Annotated in this window: 10 protein-coding genes; 8 read left to right on the top strand and 2 right to left on the bottom strand. The window is 37.0% G+C overall.

The features are described from left to right. The first annotated feature begins 162 nt into the window (after positions 1–162). Entirely contained in the window at positions 163–4,413 is a 4,251-nt protein-coding gene (locus tag HZI73_RS25765) for a 2-hydroxyacyl-CoA dehydratase (protein ID WP_212696196.1), read from the top strand. Between the two features lie 106 nt (positions 4,414–4,519). On the opposite strand, the gene HZI73_RS25760 is transcribed toward HZI73_RS25765, so the two are convergent. Further along, the gene (locus HZI73_RS25760; protein ID WP_212696195.1) at positions 4,520–5,383 is read right to left on the bottom strand and encodes an AraC family transcriptional regulator; all 864 of its coding nucleotides are present in this window, start codon (positions 5,381–5,383) and stop codon (positions 4,520–4,522) included. 134 nt (positions 5,384–5,517) lie between these two features. Here HZI73_RS25760 and HZI73_RS25755 point away from each other — a divergent pair, with 134 nt between their 5' ends. From HZI73_RS25755 to HZI73_RS25730, 6 genes are all read left to right on the top strand, one after another. Next, complete coding sequence (locus HZI73_RS25755) at positions 5,518–7,308, top strand: sensor histidine kinase (RefSeq protein ID WP_212696194.1); 1,791 nt, start codon at positions 5,518–5,520, stop codon at positions 7,306–7,308. After that, a complete protein-coding gene (locus HZI73_RS25750) occupies positions 7,305–8,918 on the top strand; it encodes a response regulator transcription factor (protein ID WP_212696193.1) in 1,614 nt (537 codons plus the stop codon). The genes HZI73_RS25755 and HZI73_RS25750 overlap by 4 nt, the downstream gene beginning before the upstream one ends. A gap of 187 nt (positions 8,919–9,105) precedes the next feature. Then, positions 9,106–10,410 carry an ABC transporter substrate-binding protein gene (locus HZI73_RS25745; protein WP_212696192.1) on the top strand — a complete coding sequence of 435 codons (1,305 nt, stop codon included), beginning with the start codon at positions 9,106–9,108 and terminating at the stop codon, positions 10,408–10,410. A gap of 219 nt (positions 10,411–10,629) precedes the next feature. After that, positions 10,630–11,523, top strand: coding sequence for a carbohydrate ABC transporter permease (locus HZI73_RS25740; protein ID WP_212696191.1), 894 nt, complete (start codon positions 10,630–10,632; stop codon positions 11,521–11,523). Next, positions 11,502–12,332, top strand: a complete 831-nt coding sequence (locus HZI73_RS25735) for a carbohydrate ABC transporter permease (protein ID WP_212696190.1) — start codon at positions 11,502–11,504, stop codon at positions 12,330–12,332. Before HZI73_RS25740 ends, HZI73_RS25735 begins: the two co-directional genes overlap by 22 nt. A gap of 34 nt (positions 12,333–12,366) precedes the next feature. Next, positions 12,367–14,226: a heparinase II/III domain-containing protein gene (locus tag HZI73_RS25730; protein WP_212696189.1), complete on the top strand. Its 1,860-nt coding sequence runs from the start codon at positions 12,367–12,369 to the stop codon at positions 14,224–14,226. A gap of 205 nt (positions 14,227–14,431) precedes the next feature. On the opposite strand, the gene HZI73_RS25725 is transcribed toward HZI73_RS25730, so the two are convergent. Further along, on the bottom strand, positions 14,432–15,472 hold the full coding sequence (locus HZI73_RS25725; RefSeq protein ID WP_212696188.1) for a right-handed parallel beta-helix repeat-containing protein: 1,041 nt from the start codon (positions 15,470–15,472) through the stop codon (positions 14,432–14,434). A gap of 330 nt (positions 15,473–15,802) precedes the next feature. On the opposite strand from HZI73_RS25725, the gene udk reads away from it, so the two are divergent. Next, the gene (gene udk, locus HZI73_RS25720; RefSeq protein ID WP_212696187.1) at positions 15,803–16,420 is read left to right on the top strand and encodes a uridine kinase; all 618 of its coding nucleotides are present in this window, start codon (positions 15,803–15,805) and stop codon (positions 16,418–16,420) included. The last annotated feature ends 40 nt before the right edge of the window (positions 16,421–16,460 follow it).

Below are 16,460 nucleotides of genomic sequence, written 5' to 3'. Positions count from 1 at the left end.
CAAAGTGAATAGCTCATCATCTGATTATCTCGTTCAGTTGGTGGGCTATTTGTTTGCTTTCTATGCTTATAAAACACCTCAAAATTGGGAAGTCTCTATATGATGGTTAACCCAAAGTGACAACGGTTAACGATTGATCGTATAGGGAGAGGTGTAAAGAAGATGGAAATATTACATGTTGGCTTAGATGTAGGTTCAACAACCATTAAGATTGTCATACTTAATCAAGAAGAACAAATCATATACAGCAAATACAAGCGGCATTATGCCGATATTAAAAATAGCGTCAAGGAATTGATCAAGGAAGCTTACGAAGCATATAGCGACTGTTATATGACCTTCAAAGTCAGTGGCTCTGGAGGATTATCTGTTTCGGAACGTCTGGAAGTGCCATTTATTCAGGAGGTTATTGCGTGTACATTTGCCACGGAGAGATTGGCAGAAGACACGGATGTAGCTATAGAACTTGGAGGAGAAGATGCCAAAATTATCTATTTTACAAATGGTGTTGAACAGCGCATGAATGGTACTTGTGCAGGTGGTACAGGAGCATTTATTGATCAAATGGCATCCTTACTTAAGACAGACCCCCATGGACTTAATGAGCTTGCAAAAAATTATAAAAACATATACCCCATTGCCGCAAGATGTGGTGTTTTTGCTAAAAGTGATGTGCAGCCACTGCTTAATGAAGGTGCTGCAAAAGAAGATATCGCTGTCTCTATCTTTCAAAGTATTGTTACCCAAACCATTAGTGGGCTTGCCTGTGGAAGGCCTATTAAAGGAAATGTAGCTTTTCTGGGAGGACCCCTTTATTTTCTTTCCGAGTTAAGAAAGCGATTCGTTGAAACCCTGCACTTAAGGGAAGATCAAATCATATTTCCCCTTAACTCACACTATTTTATTGCCATAGGGACAGCCATTAGTTCCAAAGAGAATGAGCCATTTCCATTTAAAGAGCTCTATGAGCGAATGGATGCATTAGAGAAGAGTAACGACTATCAAGTAAAGCGTCTAAGACCTTTATTCTCTAATGAAGAAGAGCTTCAACAGTTTAGAAAAAGACATGGGGCAGCAGGTGTGAGGAAAGAAGATTTATCTGCCTATACGGGTAAGTGCTTTTTGGGTATTGACGCGGGTTCCACAACCACAAAGGTTGTTTTAGTAGGTGATGAAGGACAGATACTCTATGATCATTATAGCAGTAACGAAGGGCGGCCCCTTCAGATTGTCATTGACGTGATTAAGGATATATACGATAAACTACCTATAGGTGCAGTCATTGCAAAGTCAGCTGTAACAGGTTATGGCGAAGGTCTTATTAAACGTGCATTAAAAATTGATATTGGTGAGATTGAAACCGTAGCCCATTACAAAGCAGCAGAGCAATTCTTACCTGGTGTTAATTTTATATTGGATATTGGCGGACAAGATATGAAATGTCTGAAAGTAAAAAACGGTATTATAGAAAATATCATGCTCAATGAAGCTTGTTCTTCAGGGTGCGGCTCTTTTATTGAGACCTTCGCTAAATCGCTGAATCTAACAGTAGAAGCTTTTAGTGAAAAAGCTTTATTTGCGAAAGAGCCGGTGGACCTTGGTTCCAGATGTACCGTATTTATGAATTCAAGAGTGAAACAAGCCCAGAAAGAAGGGGCTACGGTAGGCGATATATCTGCTGGACTCTCTTACTCTTTGATTAACAATGCCTTGCAAAAGGTAATTAAAATCAAAAATCCTGAGGAAATGGGCGATAAAATCATTGTCCAAGGTGGTACTTTCCATAATGAAGCCATACTAAGAAGTTTTGAACATATTTCGGGAAGAGAAGTAGTAAGACCAACCATTGCTGGGATGATGGGCGCATATGGCTGTGGCTTATTAGCAAGAGAGCGTTATGTTGAAGGCGAAAAGAGCAGTTTACTCACACAAGAGAAGCTGACTGATTTTACAAGTAAAGTGGATCATAGACGTTGTAATCTGTGTGTTAATCATTGTTTTTTAACCATCAATACTTTTGAAGACGGTTCTCGCTTCGTCAGCGGCAACCGTTGTGAACGGGGTAGTGGTGAGGAGACAGCATCCAATGAATTACCTAATTTATACGATTATAAATACAAGCGTTTATTCCAATATGAGCCTATAAAAAAAGAACAAGCTAAAGCAGTAATTGGCATACCTCGGGTGATGAATATTTACCAGAATTATCCTCTGTGGTTTACATTCCTGACAGCATTAGGATTTCGTGTTCAGATATCCCCTAGAAGTCATAAAAAAATCTATGAAAAAGGCATGGAAACTATACCGTCCGAATCAGCCTGCTACCCAGCAAAGTTAACCCATGGTCATATGATGAGTTTGATTGAACAAGAAGTGGATATGATTTTTTATCCCTGTATTTTCTATGAGAAGAAGGAGTTTAGTCATAGCGATAATCATTTGAATTGTGCGTTGGTGATTTCATACCCAGAAGTCATCAGGAACAACATGGACATATTAAAAGAGAAACATATAGATTTCATTAACCCCTTTGTTACCTTGGACAATAAGCACGCCCTATCAAAGGTGCTGTATGATACCTTTAAGAAGTATGGTGTCAGTAAGAAACAAGTAGACAAAGCCCTGAGCTTGGCTTGGGAAGAAAATGAGATATTTAAGGAAGATATTCGAAAAAAAGGTGAAGAAACTTTAGCCTACCTGAGACTTCATGGGAAGAAGGGAATTGTATTATGTGGCAGGCCCTATCATATTGACCCAGAGATTCATCACGGTATTCCAGAATTGATTAATCATCTAGGTATGGCTGTATTGACGGAAGATTCCGTTGCTCACTTAGGTAAGATCGATAATCCCCTTAGGGTGGTGGATCAGTGGACTTATCATTCAAGAGCTTATAAAGCAGCCAGTTTCGTCAGCACAACGGATTATTTGGAAGTGGTACAGCTTAATTCATTTGGATGTGGTTTAGATGCCATTGCAACAGATATGGTAGCGGAGATATTGGAAAACAATAATAAACTCTATACATTAATCAAAATCGATGAAGTGAATAACCTTGGAGCAGCACGTATACGTCTTCGTTCTCTAAAGGCGGCCATGAAAGAAAGAGAAAAAAACAGGATCATGCCTATGCTGATACATGATTTTCCAAAAAGGGTGCTGTTTACTGGGGAGATGAAGAAAAAGCATACCATCCTTGCACCTCAGCTATCGCCTATACATTTTGAATTACTGGAGGAGGCAGTAAAAAGCTGTGGCTATCGGCTGAAAATCCTTCCAGGTGTGGATGAAAGGGTCATGGAAGAGGGATTAAAATATGTCAACAATGATACCTGTTACCCTTCCATCATGATTATCGGTCAGATTCTATGTGCACTAAAACATGATGGTTATGACCCTAAAAATACATCTGTTATCATATCCCAAACAGGTGGTGTATGCCGAGCTACAAACTATATAGCCATTATTAGAAAAGCCTTACGGGATGCAGGTTTTGGTCATATTCCCGTATTATCCCTTAATGCTGTGGGCATGGAACGGCATCCTGGGTTTAAGCTGAGCATTACCATGATTAATCGGATGATCATGTCCATCTTATATGGTGACCTGTTCATGCAATTGATCTATCGCACAAGACCTTATGAGCAGATACCAGGTTCTGTGGAGAAGCTCCATGCTAAATGGAAACAGATTTGTATAGCGAATATCACGAATGATAGTTTTATCAAAGAGGATATCATTCAAGGTATTGTGGATGATTTTGATAAGATACCCCTTCGTTCTATTAAAAAACCTCGGATTGGTTTAACAGGTGAAATATTTGTTAAATTCAACCCCCATTCTAATAATCAGATTGTAAAAGTGATTGAAAGTGAAGGGGGAGAAGCGGTTGTACCTGGACTTATCGATTTCTTTCTATACAGTGTGTTTAATGCGAATTTTAAGAGTAAATACCTTGGTAAGAGCAAATGGCATGCGTTAGCATCTAATGTAGGGATTCGCTACGTGGAAGCTTTTAGAAAGTATTCAAGAGAAGCCCTTAAAAAGAGTAAGCGATTTGAAGACTGTAGAACCATACAGGAGTTGGCAGAAGGAGCAGAGAAAATCCTTTCCCTAGGTAATCATGCTGGAGAAGGGTGGTTTTTAACTGCGGAAATGATAGAATTATTAGATAGTGGCGTTAAGAATATCGTCTGTATGCAGCCTTTTGCTTGCCTGCCCAATCACGTAACAGGTAAAGGGATGATACGGGCACTAAAAGAAAAGTATAAGGATTCCAATCTGCTTGTGGTTGACTATGACCCTGGAGCAAGTGAAGTGAATCAGCTTAATCGGATTAAACTGATGCTATCCATTGCCTTCAAAAACTTTGAAAAAACAACAGGTAGTCTAGCTGAAACCTCTAATTCATAAAATAATAATATATAAGCGGTGTCTCACATGATTTGGGAGACACCGCTTATGCTAGGAAAATCTATATAAAGTCCTACGTCAGAACATTTTTGGCTCTGTGCTTACATCAAAGGTTGTCCTTGGTATGAGGATGTTTTAAAGCATATTGTTTGGGGGTTATTCCCACAAGTTTTTTGAAGGTGCGAATAAAATGGGAATCGTTTTCATAGCCGATAGCGGCTGTAACTTCTGTGACGGTCAAACCTTTTTTTAGCAGGATTTTTGATTTAATGATCCGTTTGTTGGTAATATGCTGGTTAATGGTAAAATTCGTTTCTTTCTTAAAAATGTCACAGAGATAGTGTTTGTTTATATAAAATTGCTTGGCAAGATGGTCAATGGTTAGCTTAGAAGATAGATGCAGGTTAATGTAATCGATAATGGAGTGGACTTTTTTGCTTATGGTATCTGGATTCATGGGATAAGGGTTCCTATGATTATGGTAGATGTTGTGGATTAAAAGCAAGAGTTCCGCCACTTTTATTTTTTTGTAGAGTATAAGATTGGCATATCTGCATGTCGCATGGTAGATGATATCATCTAAGAGGGTAGTGATTTCCAGTAATTGTTCTTGATTAAGGGACAGTTTGTTGTTAAACTCAGGGTGAGGACGCTTGAATATTTCGAATAAGTCTGTACCACAGGTGTCAAAACATGCCATGGACTTTGGTGTGAAAAAAATAAGATAACGCTCATAAGTTACATGTTGTGGTACCAGATTTTTATGAAGGTCTTCGGGACTCAAAAAGAATAAATCCCCTGGCTCAGTAATGTGGACGGTATCATTAACAAAGAAGCGATTACCGCCAGAGATAGAGAGATTTAATTCATACTTGTCGTGAAAATGAGCATTAACCATACTCCAGTCATTGGATATGGCGTGGAGTACCTGTATTTCGTTATGTTGAGACGACATAAGATGTTCGGACATGGCTTCCTCCTAATTTTCCAAAGATACGCATATTTTATATCAGTATAACACGATTATCGAGTTATTAACAATGATATACTAGAATTGATACATGAATATAGATCACATAACTACATAGAGGGAAGGGCACCCACTTGAAAAAACATGTATTTCGCACATTTAAAAGCAAATTAATCATGGCATTTATTCTTGTAGCAATTATACCTTCACTTATTCTCGGGGTTTATCTTTTTCAAATATCCAATAGAACACTTATCGATAATATCTACAAATCTAATCTAAATACAATCACCACTGTGAAAATTAATATCGAAAATAACCTGCAGCAAACAGCCCAAATAACAAACTGGTTTTTTACGGACCGCTCCATACAAGATTTATTAGCAAGGCGTTTTGTTGGGTTGTCGGAGTTTGACGAAACAAAAAAACAAGCTATTATTAGTATTGAGTGGCAGTATGCTTTCTTACCCATATTGGATTATGCCATAACTTATGTGGTTGTTGGTGTGAACGGGTTGGAACTAAGAAATGGCAGTGCTTCTATCTTACCTGGACAAGAACTTTTTGATAGTCAGGTATGGGCAGATGTTTCCGCTGAAAAAAGTGGAAAAGTCATATGGAGTGATATCATTGAGTACCGGCAAATGGCATCACCCAATAATTATTATATCCCTCAGTACCGTAATATTTATAGTCTAGACACAGGCAATAAGAAGGCAAGTGTTATTTTATTTTTTGAACCTGCTATTTTTTCAGATACATTTGAAGGCATTGATTTTCAAGAAAACCAGTGGTTATTCTTAATCAATGAATACGGGAGCATCATTGCTTCTAATGACGCCGTGTATCATGGCACATCTGTTGTGCATACGGATTGGTTTCATAAGCTTCAACAATCCCATAAGGATTATATCGAGATAAAAGATGGTGACTTGGATTACTTAATCATTAAGCAAAAGCTAGATTCAGAGAACTGGTGGATTGTTGAAAAAATACCAATGACTGTTATTCGCAGTCAACGTTTGGAATATACAAAAACCTTACTCTTGATTATCGCATGCGTCGCTGTCCTGATCATGTTTTTTGTCATTCTGCTGTCCAATACGTTTTCAAAACCTATTAATAAACTCATTGACAAAGTAAAAAAAATTACCATGGGTGAATTTGATGCCAATACAGTCGTTGAGGCTGATGACGATTTGGGACATCTAAGCCAGAATATCAGTATTATGGAAAGAAGACTTAACGACCTCATCCTAGAAAATATAGAAAAAGAGAATGAAAAAAGGTTGATGAGTATTGAATTACTGCAATATCAAATTAACCCCCATTTTGTCTATAATACATTGAATTCAATAAAGTGGATGGCAACCATGCAGGGGGCTGAAGGTATTGTTCAGATCGTGACACGGTTTAGCAGATTGCTTAGATCCGTCCTCTGTAGTGCGGATGAACTGATTCCACTAGAAGAAGAAATAAGGTATATTGACGATTATGTGCATATACAAAAGATTAAATATAAAGGTAAGATACGTCTTATAAAAGATGATATGGAGGATTCATTATATGGGTGTAAGGTATTTCGATTCATGCTGCAGCCCATTGTAGAAAATGCCATTTTTCATGGTATTGAGCCCAAAGAGGGTATTGGAACCATACATATTTCAGTGGTTAAGGTAGAGGAGCATGTGGTCATATCCATAAGAGATGATGGTGTGGGTATGTCACCAGAAAACATGGAGAAGTTATTTGATGAACAGGAACAGAAAAAAGCAAAGGGGTTAAATCAGATTGGTATTTATAATATTAATAAACGTATTAAGCTGACTTATGGTGATTCCTATGGACTTGAAATTAAAAGTGATAACAAGACCTATACGGATGTAATCATACGATTCCCATACATAGAAGGTGAGAAAAAATGAAAGTATTATTAGTGGATGATGAAGCCATCGTAAGAATTGGTATTAAATCCATGATTGACTGGGCCAGTTATGGTTTTGAATTAATTGGGGAAGTGGGTAATGGTAGAGAAGCCCTTGATTTCATTATCAGTGAGAAGCCAGAGATTGTCATCACAGACATTAAGATGCCCATTATGGATGGCATTGAGTTAATCCGTGAAGCAAAGCATGTTGCCCCTCATATCAAATTTATTGTCCTTAGCAGCTATGATGAATTCTACTATGTAAAAGAAGCACTCATGCTAGGTGCAGTAGACTACCTATTAAAAGTGGAAGTAGATAGTCAATCCCTCATGACAGTCATTCAGCAGTTAAAACAACAAATAGAGCATACCAGTCAAGAGGACCATACCACAGATGCACAACAAATCAAAAAAAATATTGGTGCTCTAAGAAATGAGCTGTTTCGTAAAGTCATTAGCGGTGTTCTAATCAGTGAAGATAGTTTTAAAAAGGAGCAGGAGCTCTTAGATATGACCTTTCATCATCATCAACTGTTTTTTTTGGGCATCATGACGAAGCCATTACATGGTGTTGTCATTGAACCCCATAAGATATACACTCATCAATTCGCCATACGTAATATTGCTAGCGAGATTATGAATGAAGAATTTACGGGTTATGCATTTGATGTGAAAGGCAGTCATCTATTCCTGTGCTTTACACATAAAATGGGCTATGACACATCAATGGATGCCATTCATTTCATGGGGAGTCGTATCATTGAGATGCTATATCAGTATCTTAATGTCCAATGTGCCATTGGCATTGGTGAAGGTGACAATACATTGAAGGGGTTCAAAAAAGGCTATATGGAAGCTAATGAGGCTCTTGACTATCGCATCATATGCGGGTATGGGAAAGTTTTTATCAGGAAGCAAAAAGAACGGTTAGTGCTGAGTGACCAATTGCCTCATATGAATACCTGTATAGCATCTTTTGCTAAGGTATTGGGCAGTTACGATTTTATAGCCTTAAATAAATATCATCATGAATTACAACTCTTGATCAAACAAAAGAAATATACCGTTAATGCATGGATTAAATTGGCCAGTTCCATGTTGTACGCCTATGAAGAATTTGTACAAGATAGAAAGTGTTTAGAGATTGAGGCATGTGATGAGGATAGGATGAACCATCATCACCTGAACACCATTGAAACCTATATTGAATTTGAAGAATGGCTGGCAGGTCTAATGGCTGAGATATCAAAAAGATTTGATGTCATGAACAGTGATGACATTTCAAGAATTATTGTGAAAGCAGAAGCATTTATTAAGAAGCATTATAACCAGAATATATCCTTGAGTGATGTAGCCAACAGCGTTCATTTGAATCCAACATATTTGAGTACGATCTTCCATAAAACGAAAAAGATGAAGTATTCGGATTATGTGACAAAGGTGAGAATAGACAAAGCCATTGAACTGCTCATACAGACAGATAAAAAGATATATGCAATAAGCGATGAAATAGGCTACAAAAATGTGCATTATTTTAATCGGGTTTTTAGGAAGCAGATGGGTACAACACCTAAGGCATTTAGAAGTCGTAACGCACCCATTATGTAAATAGTGCAAGAATCCAAAGATTGTATAACCTGATCATGTGTACTTATGACAGCAGTAATGGGCTTGGCTTGCTTGTGGGGTGGAATACATAAGATAGGATAACAAATCACAACATAGTGGAAGGTTCTGCCCAGTTGAAGTTGGTATAATGATGAAGTAAACCAAACATACTGTGGAGGTAGTAAAAATGAAAAAATTATTATCGTTATTGTTAGTTATTACTTTATTGTTGTCATTGGCAGGGTGTGGTAAAAATTCAGAAGGGGGTCAAGCATCTTCTTCTACAAAAAAAGACCAGCAAGAAGATATTACCATTCGATTTGCCCTATGGGATTATGAGAATTCTGGTCTTCAACCATTAATCGAACGATATGAAGCAGAAAATGAAGGGATTAAAATTGATGTTCTGGATATTTCTGCAAAAGAGTATGGCGATAAGTTAGCCATTATGTTAGCAGGTGGTGAAACCATTGATACCTTCTTTTGCAAAACAATTTCTGACCTTGGTGGTTATGTAACAAAAGAACAAATTGACCCCCTTGATACCTACATAGAAGCAGATAAAATAGATACAGTTCCCTATGGTGCAACCATGGATACCGTTAACATTGATGATAAGATTTATGGATTACCCTATAGAAAAGATTTTTGGTTGTTATTTTATAACAAAAATATGTTCGACAAACACGGCATTGATTATCCTACAAAAGATATGACTTGGGATGACTATCGAGAAGTAGCCAAACAATTAACATCCGGTGAAGGACCAACCAAAGAATATGGTACCTATATTCATACTTGGGCAAGCGTATACTTTCTTCAAGGGTTGCAAAAAAATATGGGCGATCTTGTATCCGGTGATTACGTCATGCTAAAGGATGGTCTAGAATTATTAAAAGGTATTCAACTTGAAGACAAATCCGCTCAAGACTATGCAACGAATAAATCCATGGGTTCACATTATGCAGGTATGATGGAAAAAGGTAATGTAGGTATGCTTTATATGGGTACCTGGCAAATGTCACAGTTTGCGAAGATGAAATCACAAGGTATAAGTGATGAACAGTACAATTGGAGTGTTGCACCTATGCCAACATGGACAAAAGATGAAGCAGAAGCAACCATTGGTGGTGTTTCACCCATGTTGTTAAGCACAACCTCAAAACATAAAGAAGAGACTTGGGAATTCATCAAATTTGTATCCGGCGAAGAGGGTGCTAAGCATTTAGCTGATTTGCTAATTATGCCAGCATTCATTAATGAAGCCGTAATGGATCGATTTGTCCAGAATGAATATTTTCCAGAAGACGGTAAAATAGCCCTTGAAACGGAGCATATATTTATGGAATGGCCTTCTGATAAGCTTAGTCCACTTCTAAGTAAAATGGTCGATGAAGAAATACAATTGGTCGTAACAGGTAATAAGTCCATTGACGACGCCATAGCAGATATGGAATCAAGAAGAGATGAAATCATTGAACAAAACAAATAATAATATAGCTTAATCATCCGTTCAGTAGGGAACAAAAGGGCTATCTCATCTAAGCCATTCTTCATGATTACTTTGAGAAGCCTCTTTTGTTATGCCCTGGAGAATAATACCCTAGGGAACATTCACATATCACGAGGTATTGAAAACTTCTAGTGAGGAACGGAGTGGCTCCTGTTATACATGTTGATGCGTATAAGTTAAAGAGATAGGAAGTGAAACATGACACAGAATAAAACCATTATTAGAAGAAATAGAATGAAAGCTTATGCTTTTTTAGCACCGAACTTTGTTGGCTTTATTGTTTTTACATTGATACCCGTAGTCTATGCTTTTTTACTCAGTTTTATGGAATGGGACAGTGCCAGACCAGCTGTATTTGTTGGTCTTTCTAATTATTTTAAGTTATTCAAAGATACGGGGTTTAGAATATCGTTATTGAATACCCTATATTATACAGCTATAACCGTACCCCTTACTATTGTATTTGCACTAGCCTTTGCACTTATATTGAATGAAGGGTTAAAAGGCATCAAACTTTTTAGAGCGTTGCACTTTTTTCCACATATATCATCTATCGTTGCTGTAGCCGTTGTGTGGCAATTTTTGTATCATCCGGATTTTGGACCCATTAACATGGTGTTGAAGCAGATCGGTATTGCTAATCCACCTCGATGGACATCATCTGTCACTTGGGCCATGCCAGCTGTGATATTCATGAGTGTATGGAAATCCTTTGGTTACTATATGATCATGTTTATTGCAGGACTTAAGGCCATACCCATCCAATTATATGAAGCAGCAAAGATCGATGGGGCTAATGGGTGGAAGCGATTCAGGTATGTAACACTGCCCATGATTTCACCAACCATGTTCTTCGTGGTGATTATCAGCATCATTAGCTCCTTTAAAGTATTCGCACAAGTCTTCATCATGACAGAAGGTGGACCAGGTAGAGCTACCAGCGTGCTGGTTTATAAAATCTATACAGATGCATTCAAAAATTTTAAGTTTGGTTATGCCTCTGCGGAAGCTGTTATCTTATTTATATTTATATTAATCGTGACCATCATACAATATAGGGGGCAGGAAAAATGGGTAAATTACATGAACTAAGAAGGAAAATTATCTTATATACACTTCTATGTATATCATCCATTTCCATGGTCCTACCATTTCTATGGATGTTATCGGCGTCACTTAAAAGTGAAAAAGATGTTTTTTCATTTCCCATACAATGGATTACAGATGCGCCTGTCTGGCGTAATTACATTGTTATTTGGGAGAAAATTGATTTTGCAACATATTATATGAACACCATCAAGTTAACCGTTGTTATAACCATCCTTCAGCTCATTACATGTAGTCTGGCTGCCTATGCCTTTGCAAAAATAGATTTCCCAGAACAAAAGGTTCTGTTTCTTGGGTATCTAGCAACCATGATGGTGCCTTTTCAGGTGGTTATGATTCCTCAATTCATTATTATGAAAAACCTTCATTTGACAGATACACATATGGCGCTTATTTTATTACAGGCATTTAGTCCCTTTGGTGTATTTTTATTACGACAATATTATTTAAACATTCCCAATGAGCTGTTAGAAGCCGCCAGGATTGACGGGATGGGTGAATTTAAAATATATTCAAAAATCATGGTACCACTGGCTAAACCTGCCCTTGCCTCATTATCCATCTTTACTTTTGTATTTGTATGGAACGATTTTCTTGGACCTCTTATTTATTTAAATACCGATAAGAATAAAACCATACAGCTAGGGATTAGAAAATTCATAACGGAATATACATCGGAGTATTCTCTTATTATGGCGGCATCTGTATGTGCCCTGATCCCCGTTCTCATTATTTTCTTATTAGCTCAGAAGTATTTTATTGAGGGAGTAGCCATGACAGGGATGAAAGGGTAATGATTAACCCTATAGATTCACAGAGAGAGGAGGTTTGTATGCAAATATAGAGGTTGTTTTATATATTTGTTATACAGAAAATATGATCTATGATAGAGCCGTCTTGTATACAAAAAAATTAAAGGATTATCAACCCTATCCAAAGGCATCCTACCGACACAAATGGGAACAGTTGGATGGTGACTTAAAACAATACACACTGGATATTGCGAATAAGTATAGTGGCTATGATTACCCAAGGCTAACAGCTGCCATGTTTATGCGCTTTGGAGAAGACGGGAATCGAGAAGCTTATGAGAAGCAATATTTCCATATTCGTTACGCCATTAATGCTTTGGTATTAGCAGAATGTATCGAAAACCAAGGAACCTATTTAAAAGATATTGTTAATGGGATTTTTGCAATCTGCGAAGAAACCGCATGGCACTTTCCTGCTCATAACACGTATAAGCGTGATGCTAAAGGCTCACTGCTTGCAGATTATGACCGACCCGTTTTAGCTCTTTTCTCATGTGAAACAGGTGCCCTTCTGGCTACCATTGATTATGTGTTAGGCGAACAATTAGATGCTGTTTGCCCATTGATTAGGAAACGCATAAAATCAGAGCTAGGGCGTCGCATAATCGAGCCATATCTATCAGAGCACTTTTGGTGGATGGGCAGAGGTGACGAACCCATGAATAACTGGACAGTCTGGTGTACCCAGAATATTTTATTAACGTTCTTTCTCGTTGAATGGCCAGAAGCGAAGCGACAAGAGGCTTTCCAAAAGGCTGCCAAGAGCATGGATTACTTTCTGAAAGAATATGGGGATGACGGTTGTTGTGATGAAGGTGCTATTTATTATCGTAAATCCGGGTTATGCTTTTTTACAGCCGTTGAATGCATGAACGGTATAACAGGTGGTCATTTCTTAGATGTCTATAAAGAGACTAAGATTTATAATATAGCGGAGTATATTTTTCATGTGCATATTCACGGTTCATACTATGTGAATTTTGCTGATTGTTCTGCGGTACCTGGACCATCGGGTATAAAGGAATACCTTTTTGGTAAGAGTACCCATAATCAGCAGTTAATGAACTATGCAGCAGTGGATTATCAAGAAGCGAATGATCGTATGTTAGAAGAAGAGAGTAATCTTTTCTACAATCTCCAGAAGTTATTTGAACATGATGAAGTGATGGGTTATAGAACACATCCCGTTCAACCAGTCAGTGAGAAGTATTATGAAAGTGTAGGGCTTTGGATTAGAAGAAAAGATGCTTATTATCTGGCTGTCAAAGCAGGGGATAATGCGGATAGTCATAATCATAATGACACGGGGAGTTATATACTGTTTAAAGATAATCAGCCCGTCATTGTGGATATAGGTGTTGAAACATATCAAGGGAAGACATTCTCACAGGATCGGTATAGCATATGGACCATGCAATCCGATTATCATAACCTGCCAACAATAAACGGACAGATGCAGTTGCCAGGAGAAAAACATTGCGCAAAAAACGTGACCATCAACAGGGATGAAAACAGTGATTACATCCAGATGAACCTGACAGAAGCCTATCCATTAGAGGCTAATTGTAAAAGTTATATGAGAACAATAGCATTATTCAATAGTGGCTATGTACAAATAGAAGATAAAATTCAAGCGGGTTCTGAGGAACAGCATAAGTGGATAACCAATATGATTTTGTATAATAAGCCTAGAATTATGGGTAATTGTCTTCATATTAATAAGGATGTTAAGATTGAATTTATTGGTGCCATTGAACCTATAGAAGTTGAAGTTCTACCCATTACGGATGAAAGGTTAATGCAATCATGGGATCATGATCTATATCGTGTGAGAGTCCACTATAATAGCGAAGAATTATTAACAAGAATATATTAACCATTAGAAATGATTATAAAAGTAAGAAAATACAAGAATATATGGATTGCAATAAAATCTGCTTATAAACGTTAAGCAGATTTTATTATGTTAAAATATGCCAATTGTGCAGAAAATGTATTATCCCGAAAACGCCACATATAACTATTTGTGGGTTTTCCTTTGACTGTGATTGTATATCCTTTGGTATTTTATTGAGGGGGATTTAATGGCACGGCTTTTTCTTCTTAGGTTTTTTTATGATATTTGAATCCATGACATTATTAGTGCCTTTATCAATAACATTGGTTCCATTATTTTTAATAAGATTTGATCGATAACAATTATCTTCTGAGGTTGAGCCTAAGAAAATACCTGTTTCATCATTATCTGCCATGCAATTTCTATCGATAATATTGCTATCGCCATCTATCAACATGCCGTTTTCAATATTGTCTGTACACATGTTTTCGTCTATTATGTTAGAACGATCATCACTGCTTGTACCAATACCATTTAGATTTTCAGTGACTTTATTGCCCCACACTATATTATTAGAGGAAACTTCTATACCATCATTACCATTATGAGAACAAACATTGAAGAGTAGTAGGTTGTTATTTGATTCTAAATCGATACCATCGTCACTGTTTAACCTTGCTATGTTATTGATATAGATGTTTGATGGGTCAGTACTAAAGATGCCATCACCAGAATTGGTATGGTTTTCAGCTATATTACCAAACATAAGATTATTCGACCCAGAGATTCCTATACCATCAATATTGTTATTGGATACTCTACACTGGATAATATAATTATTATCACCAGATACACCTATACCATCAGCACCATTATTCATGGATTGACAATTAATACACATGTTATAGCTGCCTTCAATGCGTATACCATCTTTATTGGCAAAAGGCAACTCAGTATTCATGACTCTGACATTATTGATAATGTTGTTATTAGATCTCACTAATATGCCGTTATCATTAAATCCCTTTAAAGTAAGACTTTCTACTGTTATAAATGATGATTCAGATAGGGTTATACCAACAGAATCTGGGCAGGCACTTCCATCGATTATCGTCTTGTCAAAACCTTCACCCACAATGCGGATAGTATTTAAATTAGCAGGTATAACGGTGTCACCAAAATTAGTAAACACACCACTAGCAATCAAGATGGTATCGCAAGGTTTTGCATTCGCTAACGCTTCATTAATCGTTGGAAATTCACTTGGAACATGCTTTATCGCCATTTTCATTTCTCCTTTCTTATAAATTTTCTTTTTCCTTATACTAAACTATATTAAAATGGTACAAGTTATGTGAAAAATAATTTACAAATACAGATGGATAATTTCTATGGCGTACCCCTAGTAGAAGCAGACTGTAGATATTGTAAAATACCCTAAATCATGATACTATAATAGTTAAAGGTTAGGCAGTTCATAATGTTTAGCCTTAATTGGATTGCTTACAGCCTGAGATAAATTAAGAAGCATAAATTGGCTATGGATAAATATAGAAAGAGTAAATATAAAATCTATTATATGGTATACTAACATGGATGAAATAGGAGGATAACGATGGAAAAGCCAATCATAATAGGGATTGCAGGAGGAACGGGTTCAGGAAAAACCACTCTTGTTAAGAAACTGAACGATGTACTTGGAGATGAAGTGGTTGCACTAACCCATGATTATTATTACAAAGCCTATGATCATCTACCGTTAGCAGAACGCAAGCAATTGAATTTTGATCATCCTAATTTATTTGATACGGACATGTTAATTGATGATTTAAAAGCTTTGAAAAAGGGTGATTCCGTTGAAAGACCAATTTACAGTTTTTCAGAATACACACGGATGAAAGAAACGGTTAAAGTTGAATCAAAAAAAGTGATTATTATTGAAGGTATATTGATATTTGAAAACAAAGAGCTGAGGGAGCTCTTGGATATAAAGGTATATGTGGACACAGATGCAGATGTACGTATTATTCGAAGAATACTGCGTGATGTAAAAGAAAGAGGCAGAGATTTAGATTCTGTTATTACCCAGTATCTTAATACTGTGAAGATTATGCATGAAGAATTTGTGGAGCCTAGTAAGAAACATGCTGACATTATTATTCCTGAAGGTGGACATAATGAAGTAGCTTGTTCCATGTTAATTGACAAGATAAGAGCGCTGCTTAACGAATAAGGATATAATCTTGACTTTCATGTAAAGAGAGGTATTAGTG

The organism is Vallitalea pronyensis, from assembly GCF_018141445.1.
Taxonomy (GTDB): Bacteria; Bacillota; Clostridia; order Lachnospirales; family Vallitaleaceae; genus Vallitalea; species Vallitalea pronyensis.
Note: the sequence above shows the minus strand (reverse complement) of the source record. Positions and strands in the feature narration are given on the sequence as shown.

Coding starts and splice junctions, on each gene's coding strand:
- HZI73_RS25740 (WP_212696191.1), top strand. CDS start 10,630: ATGACACAGAATAAAACCATTATTAGAAGAAATAGAATGAAAGCTTAT.
- HZI73_RS25745 (WP_212696192.1), top strand. CDS start 9,106: ATGAAAAAATTATTATCGTTATTGTTAGTTATTACTTTATTGTTGTCA.
- udk (WP_212696187.1), top strand. CDS start 15,803: ATGGAAAAGCCAATCATAATAGGGATTGCAGGAGGAACGGGTTCAGGA.
- HZI73_RS25765 (WP_212696196.1), top strand. CDS start 163: ATGGAAATATTACATGTTGGCTTAGATGTAGGTTCAACAACCATTAAG.
- HZI73_RS25760 (WP_212696195.1), bottom strand. CDS start 5,383: ATGTCCGAACATCTTATGTCGTCTCAACATAACGAAATACAGGTACTC.
- HZI73_RS25735 (WP_212696190.1), top strand. CDS start 11,502: ATGGGTAAATTACATGAACTAAGAAGGAAAATTATCTTATATACACTT.
- HZI73_RS25750 (WP_212696193.1), top strand. CDS start 7,305: ATGAAAGTATTATTAGTGGATGATGAAGCCATCGTAAGAATTGGTATT.
- HZI73_RS25725 (WP_212696188.1), bottom strand. CDS start 15,472: ATGGCGATAAAGCATGTTCCAAGTGAATTTCCAACGATTAATGAAGCG.